Origin of the sequence: Colwellia sp. 1_MG-2023 (assembly GCF_030546755.1) — a bacterium.
Taxonomy (GTDB): Bacteria; Pseudomonadota; Gammaproteobacteria; order Enterobacterales; family Alteromonadaceae; genus Thalassotalea_H.
This window is the reverse complement of record NZ_JAUOPE010000012.1, coordinates 16,187-35,600: the sequence shown is the minus strand read 5'-3', so window position 1 is coordinate 35,600 and position 19,414 is coordinate 16,187. Positions and strand designations below refer to the sequence as shown.

Sequence of the window (19,414 nt, the reverse complement as noted above, 5' to 3'; positions counted from 1 at the left end):
TAACCTTTTAGGTTAGCGCTCAATACTTCTATCTATACTGCGTCAGAGAGACTACTGAATGTAAAATCTCTAATCTTCATTGGTGGTACCATGTTGCCATCGATACGTACCGGTTTACCTAATGCTTCAATATTATTGAGCATAACGATGGGGCTTTCATTGAAACGGAAGTTTTTGATCGGGTATTTGATCTTACCGTTTTCAATATAAAACGTACCATCGCGAGTTAAACCCGTTTGTAAAAGCGTTTGAGGGTCGAGTGCACGAATATACCAAAGGCGTGTAACCAAAATACCGCGACGGGTATTTTTGATCATATTCTCAAGTGTTTCGTCACCACCAGCCATAATAAAACTGCCACCACGAGGTACGTATTTTGTACCTGTGTGTTTTGCCCAATATGGTGTATTTGGTATGTTTTGAATCACACCATCTTTGATCCAGTCCACTTTATTTCTCGGATAACCATTGCCTGCAAAAGGAGCTGAAGGTGCAATAGGATGATTCGGATCAGAATAAATATGAACACGTTCATCAAACATTTTTTGGCCTAGTTTATTTTTAGGCCCCTCTTTACCTTCTTCAACTTGATTACTTAAGAAGCTACGACCTTCATCTGCTTGCCTTTGATCAAATGCGCCTGCTAAACGGTCTAATAAGCCAACGCTTGCTGCTGGCTCTAAAATAACCGTGTATTTGCCAGGCTCCATTTCTTTGGCATCAACAGAACCTTTAGATTTTTCAATCGCAATTTCAGACGCTTCTTTAGTATCAAGTAAATTAACATCACTGTAATTACGTGACGCCCAGCCAGACCCTTTGCCATCTTTGGTTCGGATTGTCACTGAAAAGTCGACATTAGTTGCTGTGTTATACGCAAATAAACCACTGCTGTTCATTATGGCAGTACAAGTGACTTCTTCTTCAAGAAAACCTGAAGAGACTAAATCATTTGCTTTCGATGGTTTAATACTATTTTCAGCTGCTTGCGCTCTGTCTTCTGGGGTAACTTTTGCCGTATTAGGAAAGTAAGTTGAAGATTTTTGATAGCTTTGCTTGCCAAAATTTGGCATATGCTCTGGATTTTCCGGCGCTAATTTCGCTAACTCTTCCGATCGTCGTACTACTTTCTCTAATGAGGCATCATCAAATTCATTAATGGTGGCAACACCTACTCTTTTACCAAATGTTGACTGAACCGCTAAGGTTAAATCACTTGATTCACCCGCTGTAGACACGGTATTTCGAGCATAACGGATATTACCGCCAATGCGACCATCTAAGTTACATTCTATTTCATCAGCTTTCGAGTAAGCTATTACTTTTGTTAACAGCTCTTTAGCATGTTGTTCTGTTACAATTGTCATGATTATTTTCTTCCTTATAATTTATTCTTTTCGTAAAGATCACACTTTGCGCGCTGTGTTAATAACATTGATGTCATTAAAACGCGTCGTTGGACAACCATGTGAAACAGCACTTACTTGAGAAGGCTGACCTTTACCATCGAAGAAAGAACCGCCTAAGCGATAATCGGATTTCCCTGCCATTTGGGTACAACTATTCCAAAATTGCTGGGTATTAGATTGGTATGCCACGTCTTCAATTTGCTCAGTAATTTTACCGTTCTTAATTTCGTAAAATAACTGGCCGCCAAATTGAAAGTTATAACGCTGTTGATCAATTGAAAATGAGCCACGACCAGCGATGTAAATCCCGTTTTCAACATCTTTAATCACATCTTCAGCGGAAATATCTTTTTCATTAGGTTTTAATGAAACATTAGGCATACGTTGGAACTGCACATCTCGCCAGCTTTGAGAATAACAACAACCATGAGATTCTTTTTGATCTATCATATGTACTTGATCACGTGTTGCTTGATAATTAACTAACACGCCATCTTTAACCAAATCCCATTCTTTGGTTTTAACCCCTTCATCATCATAGCCAACATTTCCCAATGAATAATCTTGGGTTTTATCAGCAAATAAATTAACGATATCAGAACCATACTGGAATTTTTTACTTTTCCATTTATCTAAAGTGGCAAAACTTGTTCCGGCAAAGTTTGCTTCATAGCCTAATACTCGATCGAGTTCTAATGGATGACCTACCGATTCATGAATAGTTAACATTAGATGAGCAGGGTCAAGCACCAAATCATATTTACCTGGCTCTACAGATTTAGCTTTTAATTTAGCTTTAAGTTGTTTACCTGCAGCTGCGGCATCTTCAACCATATCGTAAGAGTTTTTGTAACCAACATTAGCACCAGAAATACGAATTTTATCTTCTTCTTTACCATCAAGGTATTCAAAGCCCATACCTACTGGATTACCAAGACCTGTTCGTTGCTTAAAGCCTTCCTTACCTACCGCCGTTGCGAAAAATGGAGCCCATAATCGATGTACGTCTTGGTCAATATAAGAGCCATCGGTAGAAGCAAAGTATTTTTGTTCATTTACTAAGAACAAAATTGAGGTAATGTAATTGGCACCATTTTTTAAGGCAGCATCGTTTGCAGAAAGTAACAGGTCTACTTTATCTTTAATGGGAACTTCTAAAGCATTCTTTTTAATTGGCGTTTGCCAACTAACGTCACCAACACCTTTAACAGGTGCTAATTGCACTGGCACGGTTTGAAATTTAGAGTTTGCTTTTGCAACTGCAACGGCCTGCTCTGCTGCTTTGGCAACACTGTCTGGTGTCATATTTGAAGTTGAAGCAAAGCCCCAAGTACCGTTAGCAATTACGCGTACGCCTATGCCTGCTGATTCAGTATTAACAATATTATCGACACGTGTTTCACGTGTGGTAACAAATTGATTCAAATAACGACCAATTCGAGCATCCGCATAAGTTGCTCCTTTTGCTTTTGCTGCATTTAGCGCAATGTCTGCTAATTTTTTCTTATAAATAACATCCATTGGTTTATCGAGCAATTGTTCAGCAGATACCGCCATACCTGAAATAGGTAAGGCAATAGCACCTGCCCCTACGCCAGATAACTTTATAAAGTCACGTCTTTCCATCTGAGTTCCCTTTTGTTGTAATAATTTATTTTTGTTTAATACTTATAACCAATCGAATACCAACCTATTGAATATAAGATATTCTCTTAGTCTATAACAGGTTATTGAACTCTAACAATAGACAGTTCATCGAAATATTAACAACATGTTTCAGAAATAAAAATTAGCGCGAGGGAAGAGAGTTATCCAACGATTCAATTAATTGTTGGATAACTTAAAGAGAATTTATAACGAAATGTAACAAAGTAAGTGTCAAATAAAGTTAGATGATTTTGTGAATAACGGGTTGTTTTTCAGGCATGGATTCACTGATTGTAACGGCTTGGTTGTATTGTTTTTGTGCTACTTTGGTACTGTCGACATCACTGCCATGAACACGAGCAATAACATCACCACGATTGACCAAAGTACCAATAGGTAAAATACGATCAAAACCGACTCGATGATCAATTTGTTGACCGTTGGCTGAACGCCCGCCTTTCATACCAACAACCGCTAAACCAATATCACGTGTTTGCATGGTATCTATATAGCCACTGTGTGGCGCTAAAATATCAACTATAATATCTGCTTTATTCATAGCTCCCCATGGATTATCAATAAAATCAGTGGGACCTCCTAAGCTTGCGATCATTTCATTAAACAACTCAGCCGCTTCACCTGAAGCCAACACTCGCTCTATTTTTTCCATAGCATTAGCATGGTTATCAGCTATTTTTGTGTTTACTAACATTGCACTGGCTAATTGACACGTGACTTGATGCAATCTTGGCTCACGTTGTTTACCGGTAAGATAATCAACGGTTTCTTTCATTTCTAAAGCATTACCGGCCGTTGAACCTAATACTTGGTTCATGTCAGTAATAATTGCTTGAGTATTCACGCCAGCACCTTTTGCCACATTAACAATAGATTGTGCTAATGCGGTTGCTCCTTCAATATTATTCATCATTGCGCCATTACCGACTTTCACATCCATTACCAATGCATCTAATCCCGCCGCTAATTTTTTAGATAGTATAGACGCTGTGATCAACGGAATAGATTCAACGGTGGCAGTAATATCTCGAATACCATATAAGCGTTTATCTGCAGGAGCTAGATTATCGGTTTGAGAAATAATCGCCACGCCCAACTCTTTAGTAATACGCTTAAAATCGGCAATAGAAGGTTGAACATTAAAACCTTTAATACTTTCTAATTTATCAACCGTCCCGCCTGTATGACCTAAACCACGACCCGCAATCATAGGCACATAAGCTCCACAACTTGCCACTATGGCTGCTAGCATAAAACTGACTTTATCACCGACTCCCCCTGTTGAATGTTTATCAACGACAGGTTTGTCAAGCTCAGGCCAAGTAATGACATCACCTGAATGCATCATAGCGTGAGTAAGCTGCACAATTTCGTCGGTATTCATCCCTTGTTGAAAAATAGCCATCGCCATAGAGCCAACTTGCGCATCATTAAACTTACCGGTCACTAAGCCATCAACAAAATCCTTAATGTTTTGCTGAGAAAGGTTAAGTCCATCGCGTTTTCTACGAATAATTTCTTGAGGAAGATACATACAATACCTTTAAATAAGATCTTTAGGAGTGAAAGCTGATGGTAGAAGTTCATCTACTGTCCATGTTTTTGATTGGTTTAAGTGATTAACAGCCATGATGATGGCTTGTGGTTCAAAAAACTCAACAATCACTTGTCGGCACGCACCGCATGGTGGTGTTAGTTTTTCTTGCTCGGTATAAATGACCAAAGTTTTAAAATCTTGTTCGCCGCCAATTACCGCTTGTGCAATACAATTTCGTTCAGCACAAACCGTTAAGCCATAAGACGCATTTTCAACATTACAGCCGCTAACAATATTATCTTGAGCAGTTAATGCAGCTGCTCCTACATGAAACTTACTATAGGGTGCATATGCGCTTGCATAGGCTACTTTAGCTTGATTAACTAATTTTGTTTTTTGTTCATTTGTAACTGTCATTTTTACTACACAATAAAAACCTACCAATTGGTCAACTATAGTGTATTCAATTTAAGAAGTATATGATTTTTGATATAAAAAAGCCGAGAATTAACTCGGCTTTTTTTAACACAGCAATGTTAATTAAAACGTATACTTAACACCAATTTTCATAGACCAAGTAGATTCACGATCTTTCCATTCAACTGGTGATTCGCCTTGGCTTATATTAGCACTTTCGTATACATATTGACCTGCATCATTAATGCTGTAATCAAGTATTTCTGTAGCTGATTGACCAAAAGGTAATTGATAAACTCTAGCGGCATCTTCATCAAAGATTGCTAAAGCATTTTTTATATCAAAGTAAATTAAACCTTTATGACCTTCCATAAAACCAGGAAGTTCTTGCTCTAAACGTAAGTCAAGAGTAGTTGTCCAAGGAGCACGATACCCATTTTTAGGCAAATAACCACCTGCAGATGAAATACCGGCTTTACTTAATTCTCCGATAATTTCGTTATAGCTTAAGCCGTTAACAAAATCTACAGCACCATCGTCAGCACCTGTTGGGATGTAGGGTAAATTAGCACTGGTTAAGTCAAGTTCACCTGAAATTCCGTCTCTGTTATTCCAGCCCAGTAAATAGCTATAAGGTCGACCTGATTTACGTTCCCAAAACATATGAAAAGCAGTATTGTAACCATCAAAAACTTCAGTGTTATATGATAGGTTTAACGTTAATCTGTGCTTAACTTCGTACGCTGACGTACCTATACTTGGGTTTTCAGGATCAATTACAGGGTTGTAGTTATACGCAGTATTTGTAGATGTACCCGTTGCATCAATTCTGTTACGAATTGATGAATGTGTATAAGAGAAATTAGCTTTAAAGCCTGTATTCCAATTTTTCGCTAGGCTAAATGTTTCTATTAATGAATGACCGCCAGAAGTATTGGTTAACAATACATCACGATTATCACGGCTAGGATCGGCTAATGTATAAATTGGACGACCTTCAACAGTATAACCGTTATCACCTTTTGAAGTATCTAAAGTGCGCGATAAGTCAGACCAAGTCATGTCTTTCTCGTTATCTTTATATAACACTTCTGCACTAATGCGCCAGTCATCACCAAGACCGTAATCCGAAAAATCTCCAACATAATCTGCTGCTAAGCTATATTGCATTGTTGTAGGTATTTCAAAGTTCGGGTCTATTGCATCAATATTCGTATTTGGACCACCAAGTACAGCACTAGCAACTTCGTCTTGAGCATGCTGAGGAACACTGTTTAAATCAGCATTTTGTAAAAAGGTACTTTCTGCAATTGCATCACCAAAACTTTTATATGCCGCTATACGAGAGCCATCGTTAGTGAAGGCATTTGAGATAAATACATTTGGACGGCCACCACTAAAACGACCAACACCACCACGAATGGTTAACTCATCCGTTGCGTCCCATGTAAAACCTACACGTGGCATAAATACATCTAGACCATCAAGGTTTTCATCATTGCTGTATCCATAACGATCTTTAAAACCTTGGTTTGCATTCGGTTTATCATCGTTAATGGTAAGCTCATAACGTAAACCATAAGTAACGTTTAATGTATCTGTTACATCCCAGCTATCTTCAATATATAATGCATGATTTCCTAAACTAAATGCGGCAGCAGCGTCATCACGATTTAAGCTTGGGTTATTTTGATATTCAAACCAGTTCGCTTTACCATTTTCGAAATCATCAATACTATCAAAGTACCAAGACCCTAAATAATGTTGCATGAAAATGTTATATACATCTACTTTCTCATACTCCCAGCCAAATGAAATAGCGTGGTCTTCATAAAGATATTCACCGCTTACTCTAAATTGGAACGTTTCATTAGTTAACTCATTAGCATGTCGACTATCATCAGGGCCGATCATAATTTGTCCGCCATTTACCGTATCAATTTTGGCTTCACCGAACGATAATCCACCTAATGGAATTTGACCATTTATTGATTCTTTTTGAGAAATTTTTACTTCTGTTGAGAAGTTTTCATTCCAAATTGAGAATAACTGTCCAACATACGTATCAAATTCATTTGAACGATTATACCAATGAGATGATAAATACAAATCATCAGAATTTCCTGCACCTTGGTTACCCGCACTATTACTATAACCGTGAGAATAAGTAAACGATGCACGATGATCATCATTTATATTCCAGTCTAATTTTAAAGAATATTTTTCATCTTCTAATGGAATTGAGTTATTCCAGCTACCTGCATCATAACCATATTTTGATTGGGCAATGTTGACAACACGATCAACTTCAGCTTGAGAAACTTGACTAACCTTATTCGCTACATTTGCATCAGATGGGCCTTTATCAACAGAGCTAGGTGATTCGAACGTTTCATATGATGCGAAAAAGAACAACGTATCTTTAATGATCGGACCACCTAATGTAGCGCCCCATGATTCTTCATTAAAACTTAAATCGATATCCTCGTTAGTATCTGGATGCTCAGGTGTACCTGCCCAAGAATCTTTAGCTTGTTCAAAAAACATCGAACCACTAAAATCATTAGTACCTGACTTAGTTACAACGCTTATTTTACCACCTGAAAACCCACCTTCTTTCGCTGTAAATGGCGCTATAGCGACACTAATTTGATCTATTGAATCAAAGGAAATTGGTGAACGTTCTGTTGGGTAGCCATTTCCAGCTAAACCAAAATCATCATTCAGGTTCACACCATCAACAGCTAAACTATTATATCTAGGGTTACTACCTGCTAATGAAAGAGAAACACCATCGTTACCAACAACAGCCATTGGGTTTTGTCTAACTATGTCTTTTAAGTCACGATTAAAAGCTGAAGATTTTGATAAGTCATCACCGCTAAATACGCTTGATGAACCTTTAGAAGGATCGTAAAAATTTGATGAACCTGTTACTGAAATTCGTTCAATGTCTTCATTTTCTAAAGTTTCGCTAATACGAAAAACATCACCTAAAGTAATGTAAATACCTTCCAATTTTTTATCAGCATAAACATCAGAGTCAATAGTTACAGTGTAAGGCCCTCCAACTCGTAAGCCTTTAGCTGAAAAATTTCCAGATTCATTTACTGTTAGAGTTTTCTTTGTACCTGATGGGGTATGAACAATTGTAATTGTTGCATCTGTAACAGCATTACCGCTCGTCGAAACTAAAGTTCCTCGCATTGCTGAAGATGTATCATCCGCCATTGCTGATGTTGATAAACCAAGTGCGAGTATTACTGCACTTGATATAAGTGAGAGACGTTGGGTTTTCATCGTTTAAGTTCCCTTGGTGTATGTTTTATTTTTATGGTGCGACTATTAGTCAATTTAATATTAGTTAAAAAAATACAAAATGCGTTTATTGCCTTTTATATGTCTAAATTAGACCAGACATTTCTTACATTTTTATTACAATATTTCACCATAAACAAAAAAACAAGTTTTAATAATCATTAGCAATTAACAGCAAAACCACAAAAAACAACAAAAAACCTATAAATACAATAAGTTAATAGGCTTTTAAAATTCCACGCACTTATTAATAAAATTTATTACATTTAATTTATCTCGAGTAAACCCTGCCAAGCAATAATCAATAACCATTTAGTCAAGTTTATTAACCCCTATAACAAAAACCCATATAAAATGTGCGTTATAGAACCAAAAATTAAAGAACCATTTACTCAGGTTAATCATTATTAAAAATATAAAATAACAATAATCTTATATTTTGACAGTAAAGCAGCGAAATAGTCATCAACCAGTAATAAAAACCAAATAAAATGAAAATAATTCCAAATAACCTGATGTAAACACGCTATTTTCATTTATTAATTACGGTGAATCTTATAGAGTAAAGTTAAATTTCTTGACCAAATAAACAAGATAAAAAAGCTAACTCGTGACTTTTTATGCGCATACTGCTAAAAAGGCATACCTGCGTACTTTTATAAAAACGATAAATAAAAAAGATTTAAAATGACGGATAAAAAACAAGGCAAAATAAGAATACACAGCCAAGAAAAAATACTCCTCGCTGCTCAAGATGAATTTATTTCCAATGGATATAAAGGGGCGACCGTTCAATCAATTGCGGATCTTGCAGGATTGCCAAAAGCAAATGTACTTTATTATTTTAAAAATAAAGAAAACATTTATCACGCTGTTTTAGAAAGAACACTAGACATGTGGGATCAAGGCATTGGTGATATTGTCTATGAAGATGGACCAAAAGTTGCGATTGAAAAATTTGTTTCTGCAAAAGTTAAAATGTCTTTTAATCATCCGAAGGCATCAAAAATTTATGCGATGGAAATTATTCAAGGGGCTCAACATCTAAAAGAATTCGCTCGAACCTATTTAAGACAATGGGTACGAGATAAATCAAAAATATTTCAACTTTGGATTGATGAAGGAAGAATGATCAATATTGAACCGATCAATCTTATTTTTATAATTTGGTCCTCAACACAACATTATGCTGACTTTGAAACACAAATTTTAACCATTATGAATCGAGCAGATTATGAAGAAGATGATATTGAGCAAGTTACTCAATTTTTAACTCAATTCATTCTTCGTGGTTTAGAGGTAAAATAAATGATGAATTTACTAACAACGTTACTAACCTTTTTATCTTTAACGGTATTTTCTATGAATGCGAAAGCGAACCATATTAACACGGATGACACGATAAGAGTGGCAACCTTTAACGTCAGCATGGAAGCATTAAACTATAGTAAACGAGTAAAAGGTCAACCTGCTAAAGTTGTCGGAAATGAGCTTAACCAAGCACTTACATCAAATCACCAGCAAATTAAAAATATTGCTGAAATTATTCAACGTGTAAACCCTGACATCATACTACTAAATGAATTTGACTATTCTCCCGATGGTAAAGAGCTGCAATTATTTCTTAATCAATATTTGAATGTTTCTCAACAAGAACAAAATAAAATTCATTTTCCTTATTATTATCAATCAAGTGTTAACACTGGGGTAAAAACCCCTTTTGATTTAAATGGTGATAACAAAATCGAACAACCAGCAGATACCTATGGTTTTGGTCATTTCCCTGGTCACTTTGGTATGGTGTTACTTTCAAAATATCCTATAAATGCAGAACAAGTAAGAAGTTTTCAAACCTTTAAATGGAAAGATATGCCTAATGCTCTGCAACCTATCGATCCACAAACAGGTAAGTCTTGGTATAGTGATGAAGCATGGCAAGGTTTGCGCTTATCGTCTAAATCACATTGGGATATCCCGGTGAACATTAATAATAAGCAAATTCATATTTTAGCAAGTCACCCTACTCCACCTGTTTTTGATGGGCCCGAAGATCGAAATGGCAAACGTAACCATGATGAAATTCGCTTCTGGCATGATTATATTTCAGAAAAAGACAATGCTTATATTTATGATGATAAAGGACAATATGGTGGCTTAACACCTAATAGCCCGTTTATTATTCTTGGTGATTTAAATGCCTCTGCGACTGAAGGCGATGCAATAAATTCAAGTATCTCTGCATTATTAAATCATGACAATGTTCAAGATGCATTACCTGCAAGTAAAGGCGCAAAATTACACAGTGCAGAAAACTCACTAGCTAAACACCATACCGCCTACTGGCGTATGAGAGCGGATTATGTATTACCGTCAAAAAAAGGCTTTAACCTCATTGCATCAGGTGTCTTTTGGCCAGAAAAAAATACCCCACAATACCGCTTAATTAAAGATAGACAAGCTTCATCAGACCATAGATTAGTCTGGTTAGACTTAGAAATTTCAGAATAAAAACATCACGGAATTATTAATGAAAAAACTATTACCCACACTATTAATAACGGCATTAGCCACTGCTTGTAACGCAAACAATACTCATAAAGAAATAGATAACAATATCAATAAAAATCAGCCAGCCATTAACAATATCATTATGGTTGTAGCTGACGGTATGGGCCCAGCATACGTCACCGCTTATCGAAACTTTGCCGACGACTTAACGACTGAAGGTGTAGATAGAACGGTATTTGATCGCCATTATGTTGGTACTGCTACTACTTACCCGGCAAGTGTTTCTGGTTATATAACCGATTCAGCAGCTGCGGCAACGGCCTTAGCAACCGGCGTAAAAACCTATAACGATGCCATTAGTGTTGATGTAAATAAACAGCCAGTAAAAACAGTTTTAGAAAGAGCAAAAGAGCTAGGTAAAAAAACGGGTGTGGTTGTCACTTCGCAAATTAACCACGCAACACCCGCTTCTTATTTATCACATAATGAATACCGAAGAAACTATAATGAAATTGCTGATAGTTACCTCGATGATGGTATTAAAGCTGATATATATCTAGGTGGTGGTTGGCGCTATTTTATTCGTAAAGATCGTAATTTAGTGGAAGAATTTAAACAATCAGGTTTTCATTATCTTGATAATTACCAAAATTTATCAAGCTTACCTTCAGATAAACCAGTGCTTGGACTTTTTGGTAAAACAGGCTTGCCTTGGGCACTCGATGATACAAACCCACATCGCTTATCGGCAATGACAAAAGCGGCTATCTCGCAATTAGAAAACGAGCAAGGTTTCTTCATGTTAGTAGAAGCAAGCCAAGTTGACTGGGCAGGACACTCAAATGATATCGCATCAGCCATGTACGAAATGGATGATCTTGCCAAAACATTTGAGTTTTTAGAACAATATGTTAACCAGCATCCAGATACTTTAGTCATATTAACCGCAGATCATAGTACTGGTGGCCTTAGTATTGGTAGAAAAACCTACCTTAAAGCGCCTAACGTTAGAAGTGACTATACTTGGTTGCCAGAGATTTTACGTTCGATGACCTTATCTCCTGAAGGCGTTGCAAAGCAATTTGAAAAAAATAAATTAACTATTGAACAAGTTAGTGATTTATTAAATTTTGAATTAACACAACAAGAGTACGACCGATTACAAACACGTAAATCGACAGCAGCGGCTACAGTAGACTTATATTATCAAACGCCAAAAGCTGAACGAACAAGCAAATATCCACCAACGGTTTATAGACTTATTGCCGCAGAACTTAAAGAGATTATCGATATTAGAACTAACACTGGCTGGGGTGGAATCAGTGATTCAGCAACTCATACAGGTGTGGATGTTCCTGTTTACGTGATTGGCAGTGAAAAACAACCTTTCTCTGGCGTAATTGACAATACAGACATTGCCAAAGGTATTTTTAAGTTACTTGAAAATAATAAATAAATGATTGGTATTGGCTTCCTAATATCACAATAAAATATCAATATAATACAACCAAGGCTAAACATTATGTTTGGCCTTTTTTAGCAAGAATTGTCAGGTATTTCTTTACAAACTTTATTACTATAAAAAAAATTACTTCAACCCATCAAACGAAATGACCAGTTACCAACAGCGATTTGCAACAGTACTAGAATATATTGATAAAAATCTTGAAAAACCGATAAATTTAGCTCAATTAAGTCACATAGCTTGCTTTTCAGCCTATCATTTTCATCGACAATTTAGTGCTTATATTGGCCAACCGCTACATCAATACATTCAACAATCTCGTTTAGAAAAAGCGGCTTTACAATTAGTTTATCGTCAACATCTCTCCATTGGAGAAATAGCGGAAAAAGCTACCTTTTCCAATAGTGAATCATTTTCTCGAGCCTTTAAACAAATGTTTCACCAAACACCGAGTCAATATAGAAAATCACCAAAAATAAAACCTTGGCTATCTATAGTTAACAATCTAGGTGATCAGGACAAACAACAAAAACAGAAAAAAGTGACAGAACTTATGTATAATAATTCAGTGATTAATAATGATATCAACTCAATTTCCATCGTCAATTTCCCCCAAACTGACCTCGCCGTTTATTCCCATATTGGCTCGCCAAATAACATCATGGCGAGTGTGCAACATTTTATTTCTTGGCGAAAAGCACATCACACACCACCAAATCAATCAAAAACGTTTAATCTGATTTATAGTGATCCCAGCCAAAGCAATGAAGGTGATTATCGATTTGATATTTGTGCACAAACTAAAAAGAAAATTGAGGAAAATACATTTGGTGTTTTTAATTTAACTATCCCTGCTGGAAGATGTGCTAAATATCGTCATATCGGCTCAGACCGATTTTTAGCAAAGAGTTTTGATATATTATATGGCGAATGGTTACCCCAAAGCGGTGAACAATTAAGAGATTTCCCCTGTATTTTAGAACGCGTAAAAATGTTTCCTGATGTTGCTGAATCTGAAACGATTATTGATATTTATTTACCCCTTTTATAGACAGTACCAGTAACTTATCGCCGCTTGCACCGCCCATATTCAAAGGAGTGTTCGCAAAATTAATATGAATCCAAGTTATGAAAAAATATCAATAAAATAAGAATATATTATAGATAGAATTAAGCAAAGCAACAAAGATAGGTCTATAATACTAAAAGTTGTAGTTGTTATTGCAAGGAAGCAATGTATGAAGTCCTTACCACTCTCTATCGTCGAAACTTGGGTATTTCTAGCACAATCTCAAGATCATCAATTAGCCTCAGCAAAATTTCGAGCTTATCAGCTTATTAAACAACAATTTGGTTCGATTGAACTGGCTAGGTTATATATCGAACAACAAAAAGATAAACAAATAGAAGTGGTAGTTATTTAACTTTGTGACCAACCAAAACAAAAAAACTCAACTAATTACCGCTTAAACGATAACTAGTTGAGTTGCTTTTAACCTTTCTTAAAATTAAAGCGTCGTTTCAAATAATTTAAAAATACGACGATATTCATCTAACCAAGAACTAGGTTGTACAAAACCATGCGGTTCTACCGGATAAATAGCTGTTTCAAAGTCTTGTTTTTCAAGTTCTATCAATCGCTGTACTAAACGCACGGTATCTTGAAAAAATACATTATCGTCAACCATAGGAGCATTGATTAATAACGGCTTCTCAAGCCCCTGCGCAAAATAAATAGGTGAACTACGTTCATAGGCGATGGCATCATCTTTCGGGGTATTTAAAATGTTCGAAGTATAACCATGATTGTAATAGGCCCAGTCCGACACTAAACGAATAGCCGCCCCTGCTTCAAATAAGTCAGGCTCTTTAAACATCGACATTAACGTTAAAAAACCACCGTAAGAGCCACCATAAGTGCCTATTCTTCGGCGATCAACATTTGCATTGTCAATTAACCATTCAACGCCATCACGCATATCTTCAACTTCTGGTTTTCCCATATGACGATAAATAGCGGTGCGCCAATCACGTCCGTAACCTTTCGACGCTCGGTAATCCATATCAATAACAACATAGCCTTTTTGTACTAATAAACTATGGAACATAAACTCACGAAAATAACCAGACCAGCCTAAATGTGCGTTTTGTAAATAGCCAGCGCCATGGGTAAACATTACCGCTTTATTTTTAGTTTGATTTTGATCATAACCTTTCGGTAAATATACCCGCGAATAAACCGGATCGTCTTGATAAGAAGAAGGAATTGCCACCACCGTTGGCGCAACCCAAGGCAAGCTCAAAAAATTTTCCGAAACCGTATGAGTAATTCGTTCTGCTTTTGTTTGCTCGCCTATACGTTTAACATATAGTTCAGGCGGCATAGTTACTGTGGAATGATTAATCAGCAATTTGCTTTCATCTGGGCTTAATACGTAATCATTCATTCCACCTAAATCAGTTAAGGCAGACATTTTTCCCGTATCTATCGCCAGTTGATAAATTTCATAAATGCCGGGATGCTTTTTATTTGCTTTAAAGATAAAACGTTTATTATCTTTAGTTAGTGTGACATTGCTAATTTCGAATGATCCTGAAGTTAGCTTTTTAGCTTTACCTTTTAATGACTTAGTATAAAGATGAGAATAACCAGACTCTTCTGATAGATAATAGAGATTTTTATTTATCCAACCAAATTCATTAAATGCATAACTCACCCAAGCGTCATCATGTAAACGGTGTTGAGTCACTAACTTGTTTTCTAGTAAATTTACAGAAGCTAACCATCGATCTTTGTTGTCCCACGCTTCTAATAACAACGCAACTTGTTTGCCATCTTTATGCCATTGAATTGCATTTGAAGCTCTCATAACATGTATATTTCGTGGTGATTTTTCGCTCTGGTAGGTTTTCCCTTCACGCTTATAATTTTCACTTTTAACACTAGCTAAAACATCTTCATCAAAGCCTGGTAACGTTTCGTAACTTAACGAGAATTTTTGTCCTGATTTTAAATCTAATAAAAACAACTCCTCGCTGTATTGACGATTATCCGCCACCCTATGACGCACTTTTTCTGGCTTGATATGACCATCTTCAGCAATATAATTAGGCATAATGTCACTAGCAGCACGACTTGGTTTACTCTCAGCTATCGCTACCACCATTTTATCGCCATTTGGCGACAAACTCGCATGGACAATTTTTTTCCCTTCACCAAAATAAAACTCACTCTTGGTGATGGTACTATTTTTCGCTTTAAGCTGTTCACTTTGCTCATTTTTTAGTTGTTTATTCTTTTGAGTAAGCGCAATGTATTTCAGTAACTTACTTTGCTCTTTAGCGATATATGCAGGTTCTTTATCATCAGCATCTGGTGATTTTTTCATAACCAAGCTAGCTAATTCATTAATCTTGCTAGTTTTTATATCATGTTCAAAAAACTTATCACCAACACGATAAACAACATTACCATTATTCAAAAACATTGCTGAACGTTCTGTCGCAGAAGTATTAGTTAGTTGCTGAACTTGCTGACTGGCAACTTCTTTAAGAAAAACATTACCTTGATAAACATAAACTTCATGCGTTCCTGCGCGGTTTAACTGTGCATTACGATCGGCATTGATGTGCATATCTGCCAGAGCCACTCGCTGACCATTACTTTTTGTTAGTAATGATTTTTTCACAAGGTCTCTCAGCGGATTACCTAATTGCTTTTGTTGATATAAAACGGTTTGATTATCATCTCCCCAATACATGCGTTCAGGAGAGCGCCCCATCCAATCAGGATCAGCCATTATTTGTTCAAGCGTAATAACATCATTACTTGCCAATTCAGAATCATTTTTAGTCTGAAGTACTTTAGCAATCGATGATTTTGGCTCTTTTTTGTTAAATACTGAAGTTGCAGTTTGAGAAGATCGTGGAGGTGTTGTTGTACTAACTGATTCAGGTTGGCTATCAAGGATAGCTTCGGCCGTTTGCTCACCAGTTGTGGTAGTTACACAACCTAACAGTGAAAAGCTAATGGCGGTAGAAATAATTTTTATTTTCATCATAATTCTAAAACTTAATTGTTAAAATAAACCGAACGAGTTGTTTTTAACTTGGGGAACATTAAAATATTAACACCAAGTAAAATTCATCTCGTGTGAAAAAGCATGATTAAAAGCAGCCTATATTTTATTGAGTAATAAATGCAAGCTTTTGCGATTAAATAACAAAATTATCGGTTTACTCGCCTAATTAAAGGTTAAGAACAAAGAAGTTGAGTTAGGGGCTGTTAATCTTTCGCGGTTAAATTTTATTCGAGATAAAATCGTTCTAATCGCGGCAATTAGTGTACAGCCTAGTCATTCTATGCAAATACTACTCAACAAAGAGCAAACCGATTTTAGCCGAATTCTTCGGACAACGTTTGTTGATCATTTTTAACGGCGTTGCCCCACAAGGATGTGGGGTAAGGTGACTTTGCAGGAGCATAAAGTCTTTATCGCCTTTTTATGTGGAACAACCCTATTACAAGACTCTGCCTTGTATAAATACCCAATAAAATGCGGCAAAAACAATCTCGAAAGATCAACAGCCCCTAATATTGTTAAGATAAAACTCAACTAAAAACTCAACTATATAAACGGGTAATCTTTCTCACGCTTCAATATAGATGAACTATAACCATTATAATAACTGTATGTTATAATACCTCATGCTTTAATTTTCGAGATTTACACGTTTGATTGCTTCTACCCAAATGCCTGCACAAGACTTATTTACCTATCCCAAATATTGGGCTGAATGCTATGGCACTGCTCCATTTTTACCTATGTCTCGTAAAGAAATGGATGAATTAGGCTGGGACAGCTGCGATATTATTTTAGTAACAGGTGATGCCTACGTTGACCACCCTAGCTTTGGTATGGCAATTATCGGACGTATGCTTGAGTCGCAAGGCTTTAGAGTTGGGATCATCGCACAACCTGATTGGCATTCAAAAGATGCCTTTATGCGTTTAGGTAAGCCAAATTTATTTTTTGGTGTCACTGCAGGCAATATGGATTCGATGATCAATCGTTATACGGCTGAACGTAGAATTCGTCACGATGACGCATATACACCAAACGATGAAGGTGGAAAGCGCCCAGATCGTGCAGTAACGGCTTATACTCAGCGTTGTAAAGAAGCTTTTAAAGGTGTTCCGGTTATTATAGGTGGCATTGAAGCAAGTTTACGCCGTATTGCTCATTATGATTATTGGTCTGACAAAGTGAGACGCTCTGTACTATTTGACTCTAAAGCAGATTTATTAGTGTATGGTAATGCAGAGCGACCACTAGTAGAAATTGCCCACAGAATTGCCGCGGGAGAAGATGTAAAAGCAATTACAGATGTCAGAGGCAGTGCTTTTTTAGCGAGCCAAGTCTTACCAGGTTGGCACGGTATAGACTCAAGAAATGTCGATAAACCGGGTAAAATTGATCCTATTCACAGTCCATATCAAGAAATTGATAACACGAGCTGTAGCGAGCAAAAATCATCGTCTAATGAAGCAGATGCTACTACAGATATTACCCAACAAGCACAACCCGTACAAATTATTGATTTTAAGGCAAAATCATTACAAAACAAATCGTGGCATGACAAGAAGAAGCCTTGGTTAAATACTTATATAAATTTGCCAACGTTTGAACAAGTCAAAGACAATAAAATTTTATATGCGCACGCGTCACGAATTTTTCATCAAGAGGTAAATCCTACTTCAGCCAAGCCTCTAGTGCAGAAACATGGCGATAGAATTATTTGGTTAAATCCACCCGCAACACCATTAACAGAAGCGGAAATGGATGGCGTTTTTGGTCTATCATACCAACGAGTGCCACACCCAAGTTACGGTAACGCTAAAATTCCGGCTTATGAAATGATAAAAACCTCAATTAATATTATGCGAGGTTGTTTTGGTGGTTGTACTTTCTGTTCAATTACTGAACATGAAGGTAGAATCATTCAAAGCCGAAGTGAAGACTCAATCATTAATGAGATTGAAGATATAAAACAAAAAGTGCCAGGTTTTACCGGTGTTATATCCGATCTTGGCGGACCAACAGCCAATATGTATCAATTGCGTTGTAAAAGTGAAAAAGCGGAAGCCACCTGTAGAAAACCTTCTTGTGTTTGGCCTACGATCTGTGGGCACTTAGATACCGATCACACACCAACCATTAACCTTTATCGCAGAGCGAGAAAAGTAAAAGGGATTAAAAAAGTATTGATTGCGTCAGGTGTTCGCTATGATTTAGCCATACAAGATCCTGAATATGTTAAAGAATTAGCCACACATCATGTCGGTGGTTATTTAAAAATAGCCCCTGAACATACCGAAGAAGGCCCACTCAATAAAATGATGAAGCCAGGTATGGGTAGCTATAATAAATTTAAAGAAATGTTTGATCATTACTCTAAAGCGGCCGGGAAAAAACAATACCTTATCCCCTATTTCATTTCAGCTCATCCGGGCACTACCGATATGGATATGGTTAATCTGGCATTATGGTTGAAAGAAAATGATTTTAAGCTAGATCAAGTACAAAACTTTTACCCGTCGCCATTAGCCAATGCAACGACGCTGTATCACACTGAGATAGACTCATTAAGAAGAGTTAAGAAAGATAGTGAAACAGTACCTATTCCAAAAGGCACAATACAGAGACGCTTACATAAAGCTATTTTGCGTTATCATGATCCTGCTAATTGGGCTTTGATCCGTGCTGCGTTAACAAAAATGGGCTTAGCAAGAAAACTTATTGGCTCTAAACCTGGTTGTTTAGTTCCTCACGAAACACGAGGGGAAAAAGAACAGCAACATTATAAAAATAATGGTAAAGGGAAAAATAATGCTTCAGGAAAGAAAACCTCTCCAGGGCAACGAAGAAGCACAACCAATAAATATGGCAAGCCTGCTAATAAAGGAAAGCAAGGGTTAACACGTTTTAGCGACAATCAATTTGATGATAGGAAACCTAAAAAGAAACGTCCAAAGAAATAGCCAAGTCAACAATAAAAACTAATTATTAAAGCCAAAAACCCGTCAGAAAAAAG

General features: G+C 36.7%; 12 protein-coding genes. 6 read left to right on the top strand and 6 right to left on the bottom strand.

Features of this window, described 5'->3' with window-relative positions; translation table 11 throughout:
- Positions 1–32: 32 nt before the first annotated feature.
- The 5 genes from Q4493_RS13630 to Q4493_RS13610 all read right to left on the bottom strand — a co-directional run bounded on the left by Q4493_RS13630 (position 33) and on the right by Q4493_RS13610 (position 8,328).
- Positions 33–1,367, bottom strand: a complete 1,335-nt coding sequence (locus Q4493_RS13630) for a TldD/PmbA family protein (protein ID WP_303453633.1) — start codon at positions 1,365–1,367, stop codon at positions 33–35.
- 39 nt (positions 1,368–1,406) lie between these two features.
- Positions 1,407–3,035, bottom strand: coding sequence for a TldD/PmbA family protein (locus tag Q4493_RS13625; protein WP_303453630.1), 1,629 nt, complete (start codon positions 3,033–3,035; stop codon positions 1,407–1,409).
- Positions 3,036–3,297: 262 nt separating this feature from the next.
- Positions 3,298–4,608, bottom strand: a complete 1,311-nt coding sequence (gene deoA, locus Q4493_RS13620) for a thymidine phosphorylase (RefSeq protein ID WP_303453628.1) — start codon at positions 4,606–4,608, stop codon at positions 3,298–3,300.
- Positions 4,609–4,617: 9 nt separating this feature from the next.
- On the bottom strand, positions 4,618–5,028 hold the full coding sequence (locus Q4493_RS13615; protein ID WP_303453626.1) for a cytidine deaminase: 411 nt from the start codon (positions 5,026–5,028) through the stop codon (positions 4,618–4,620).
- A gap of 123 nt (positions 5,029–5,151) precedes the next feature.
- The gene (locus tag Q4493_RS13610) at positions 5,152–8,328 is read right to left on the bottom strand and encodes a TonB-dependent receptor (RefSeq protein WP_303453623.1); all 3,177 of its coding nucleotides are present in this window, start codon (positions 8,326–8,328) and stop codon (positions 5,152–5,154) included.
- 705 nt (positions 8,329–9,033) lie between these two features.
- Here Q4493_RS13610 and Q4493_RS13605 point away from each other — a divergent pair.
- The 5 genes from Q4493_RS13605 to Q4493_RS13585 all read left to right on the top strand — a co-directional run bounded on the left by Q4493_RS13605 (position 9,034) and on the right by Q4493_RS13585 (position 13,743).
- Positions 9,034–9,654 (top strand): TetR/AcrR family transcriptional regulator, encoded by a 621-nt coding sequence (locus Q4493_RS13605; protein ID WP_303453621.1) that lies wholly within the window; start codon positions 9,034–9,036, stop codon positions 9,652–9,654.
- The gene (locus tag Q4493_RS13600; RefSeq protein WP_303453619.1) at positions 9,655–10,854 is read left to right on the top strand and encodes an endonuclease/exonuclease/phosphatase family protein; all 1,200 of its coding nucleotides are present in this window, start codon (positions 9,655–9,657) and stop codon (positions 10,852–10,854) included.
- 19 nt (positions 10,855–10,873) lie between these two features.
- Positions 10,874–12,310, top strand: a complete 1,437-nt coding sequence (locus Q4493_RS13595) for an alkaline phosphatase (protein WP_303453617.1) — start codon at positions 10,874–10,876, stop codon at positions 12,308–12,310.
- Between the two features lie 154 nt (positions 12,311–12,464).
- A complete protein-coding gene (locus Q4493_RS13590; RefSeq protein ID WP_303453615.1) occupies positions 12,465–13,370 on the top strand; it encodes a GyrI-like domain-containing protein in 906 nt (301 codons plus the stop codon).
- A gap of 187 nt (positions 13,371–13,557) precedes the next feature.
- A complete protein-coding gene (locus tag Q4493_RS13585; RefSeq protein WP_303453613.1) occupies positions 13,558–13,743 on the top strand; it encodes a hypothetical protein in 186 nt (61 codons plus the stop codon).
- Between the two features lie 84 nt (positions 13,744–13,827).
- Here the strand turns inward: Q4493_RS13585 and Q4493_RS13580 are convergent, their stop codons facing one another.
- Positions 13,828–16,380: a prolyl oligopeptidase family serine peptidase gene (locus tag Q4493_RS13580; protein WP_303453611.1), complete on the bottom strand. Its 2,553-nt coding sequence runs from the start codon at positions 16,378–16,380 to the stop codon at positions 13,828–13,830.
- A 692-nt stretch (positions 16,381–17,072) separates the two neighbouring features.
- On the opposite strand from Q4493_RS13580, the gene Q4493_RS13570 reads away from it, so the two are divergent.
- Entirely contained in the window at positions 17,073–19,361 is a 2,289-nt protein-coding gene (locus Q4493_RS13570; RefSeq protein WP_303453860.1) for a YgiQ family radical SAM protein, read from the top strand.
- Positions 19,362–19,414 lie beyond the last annotated feature (53 nt).

What these genes read in the sequence shown, in the direction of transcription:
- Q4493_RS13630 (WP_303453633.1), bottom strand. Translation starts at nt 1,367, where the DNA reads ATGACAATTGTAACAGAACAACATGCTAAAGAGCTGTTAACAAAAGTA.
- Q4493_RS13625 (WP_303453630.1), bottom strand. Translation starts at nt 3,035, where the DNA reads ATGGAAAGACGTGACTTTATAAAGTTATCTGGCGTAGGGGCAGGTGCT.
- deoA (WP_303453628.1), bottom strand. Translation starts at nt 4,608, where the DNA reads ATGTATCTTCCTCAAGAAATTATTCGTAGAAAACGCGATGGACTTAAC.
- Q4493_RS13615 (WP_303453626.1), bottom strand. Translation starts at nt 5,028, where the DNA reads ATGACAGTTACAAATGAACAAAAAACAAAATTAGTTAATCAAGCTAAA.
- Q4493_RS13610 (WP_303453623.1), bottom strand. Translation starts at nt 8,328, where the DNA reads ATGAAAACCCAACGTCTCTCACTTATATCAAGTGCAGTAATACTCGCA.
- Q4493_RS13605 (WP_303453621.1), top strand. Translation starts at nt 9,034, where the DNA reads ATGACGGATAAAAAACAAGGCAAAATAAGAATACACAGCCAAGAAAAA.
- Q4493_RS13600 (WP_303453619.1), top strand. Translation starts at nt 9,655, where the DNA reads ATGATGAATTTACTAACAACGTTACTAACCTTTTTATCTTTAACGGTA.
- Q4493_RS13595 (WP_303453617.1), top strand. Translation starts at nt 10,874, where the DNA reads ATGAAAAAACTATTACCCACACTATTAATAACGGCATTAGCCACTGCT.
- Q4493_RS13590 (WP_303453615.1), top strand. Translation starts at nt 12,465, where the DNA reads ATGACCAGTTACCAACAGCGATTTGCAACAGTACTAGAATATATTGAT.
- Q4493_RS13585 (WP_303453613.1), top strand. Translation starts at nt 13,558, where the DNA reads ATGAAGTCCTTACCACTCTCTATCGTCGAAACTTGGGTATTTCTAGCA.
- Q4493_RS13580 (WP_303453611.1), bottom strand. Translation starts at nt 16,380, where the DNA reads ATGATGAAAATAAAAATTATTTCTACCGCCATTAGCTTTTCACTGTTA.
- Q4493_RS13570 (WP_303453860.1), top strand. Translation starts at nt 17,073, where the DNA reads ATGCCTGCACAAGACTTATTTACCTATCCCAAATATTGGGCTGAATGC.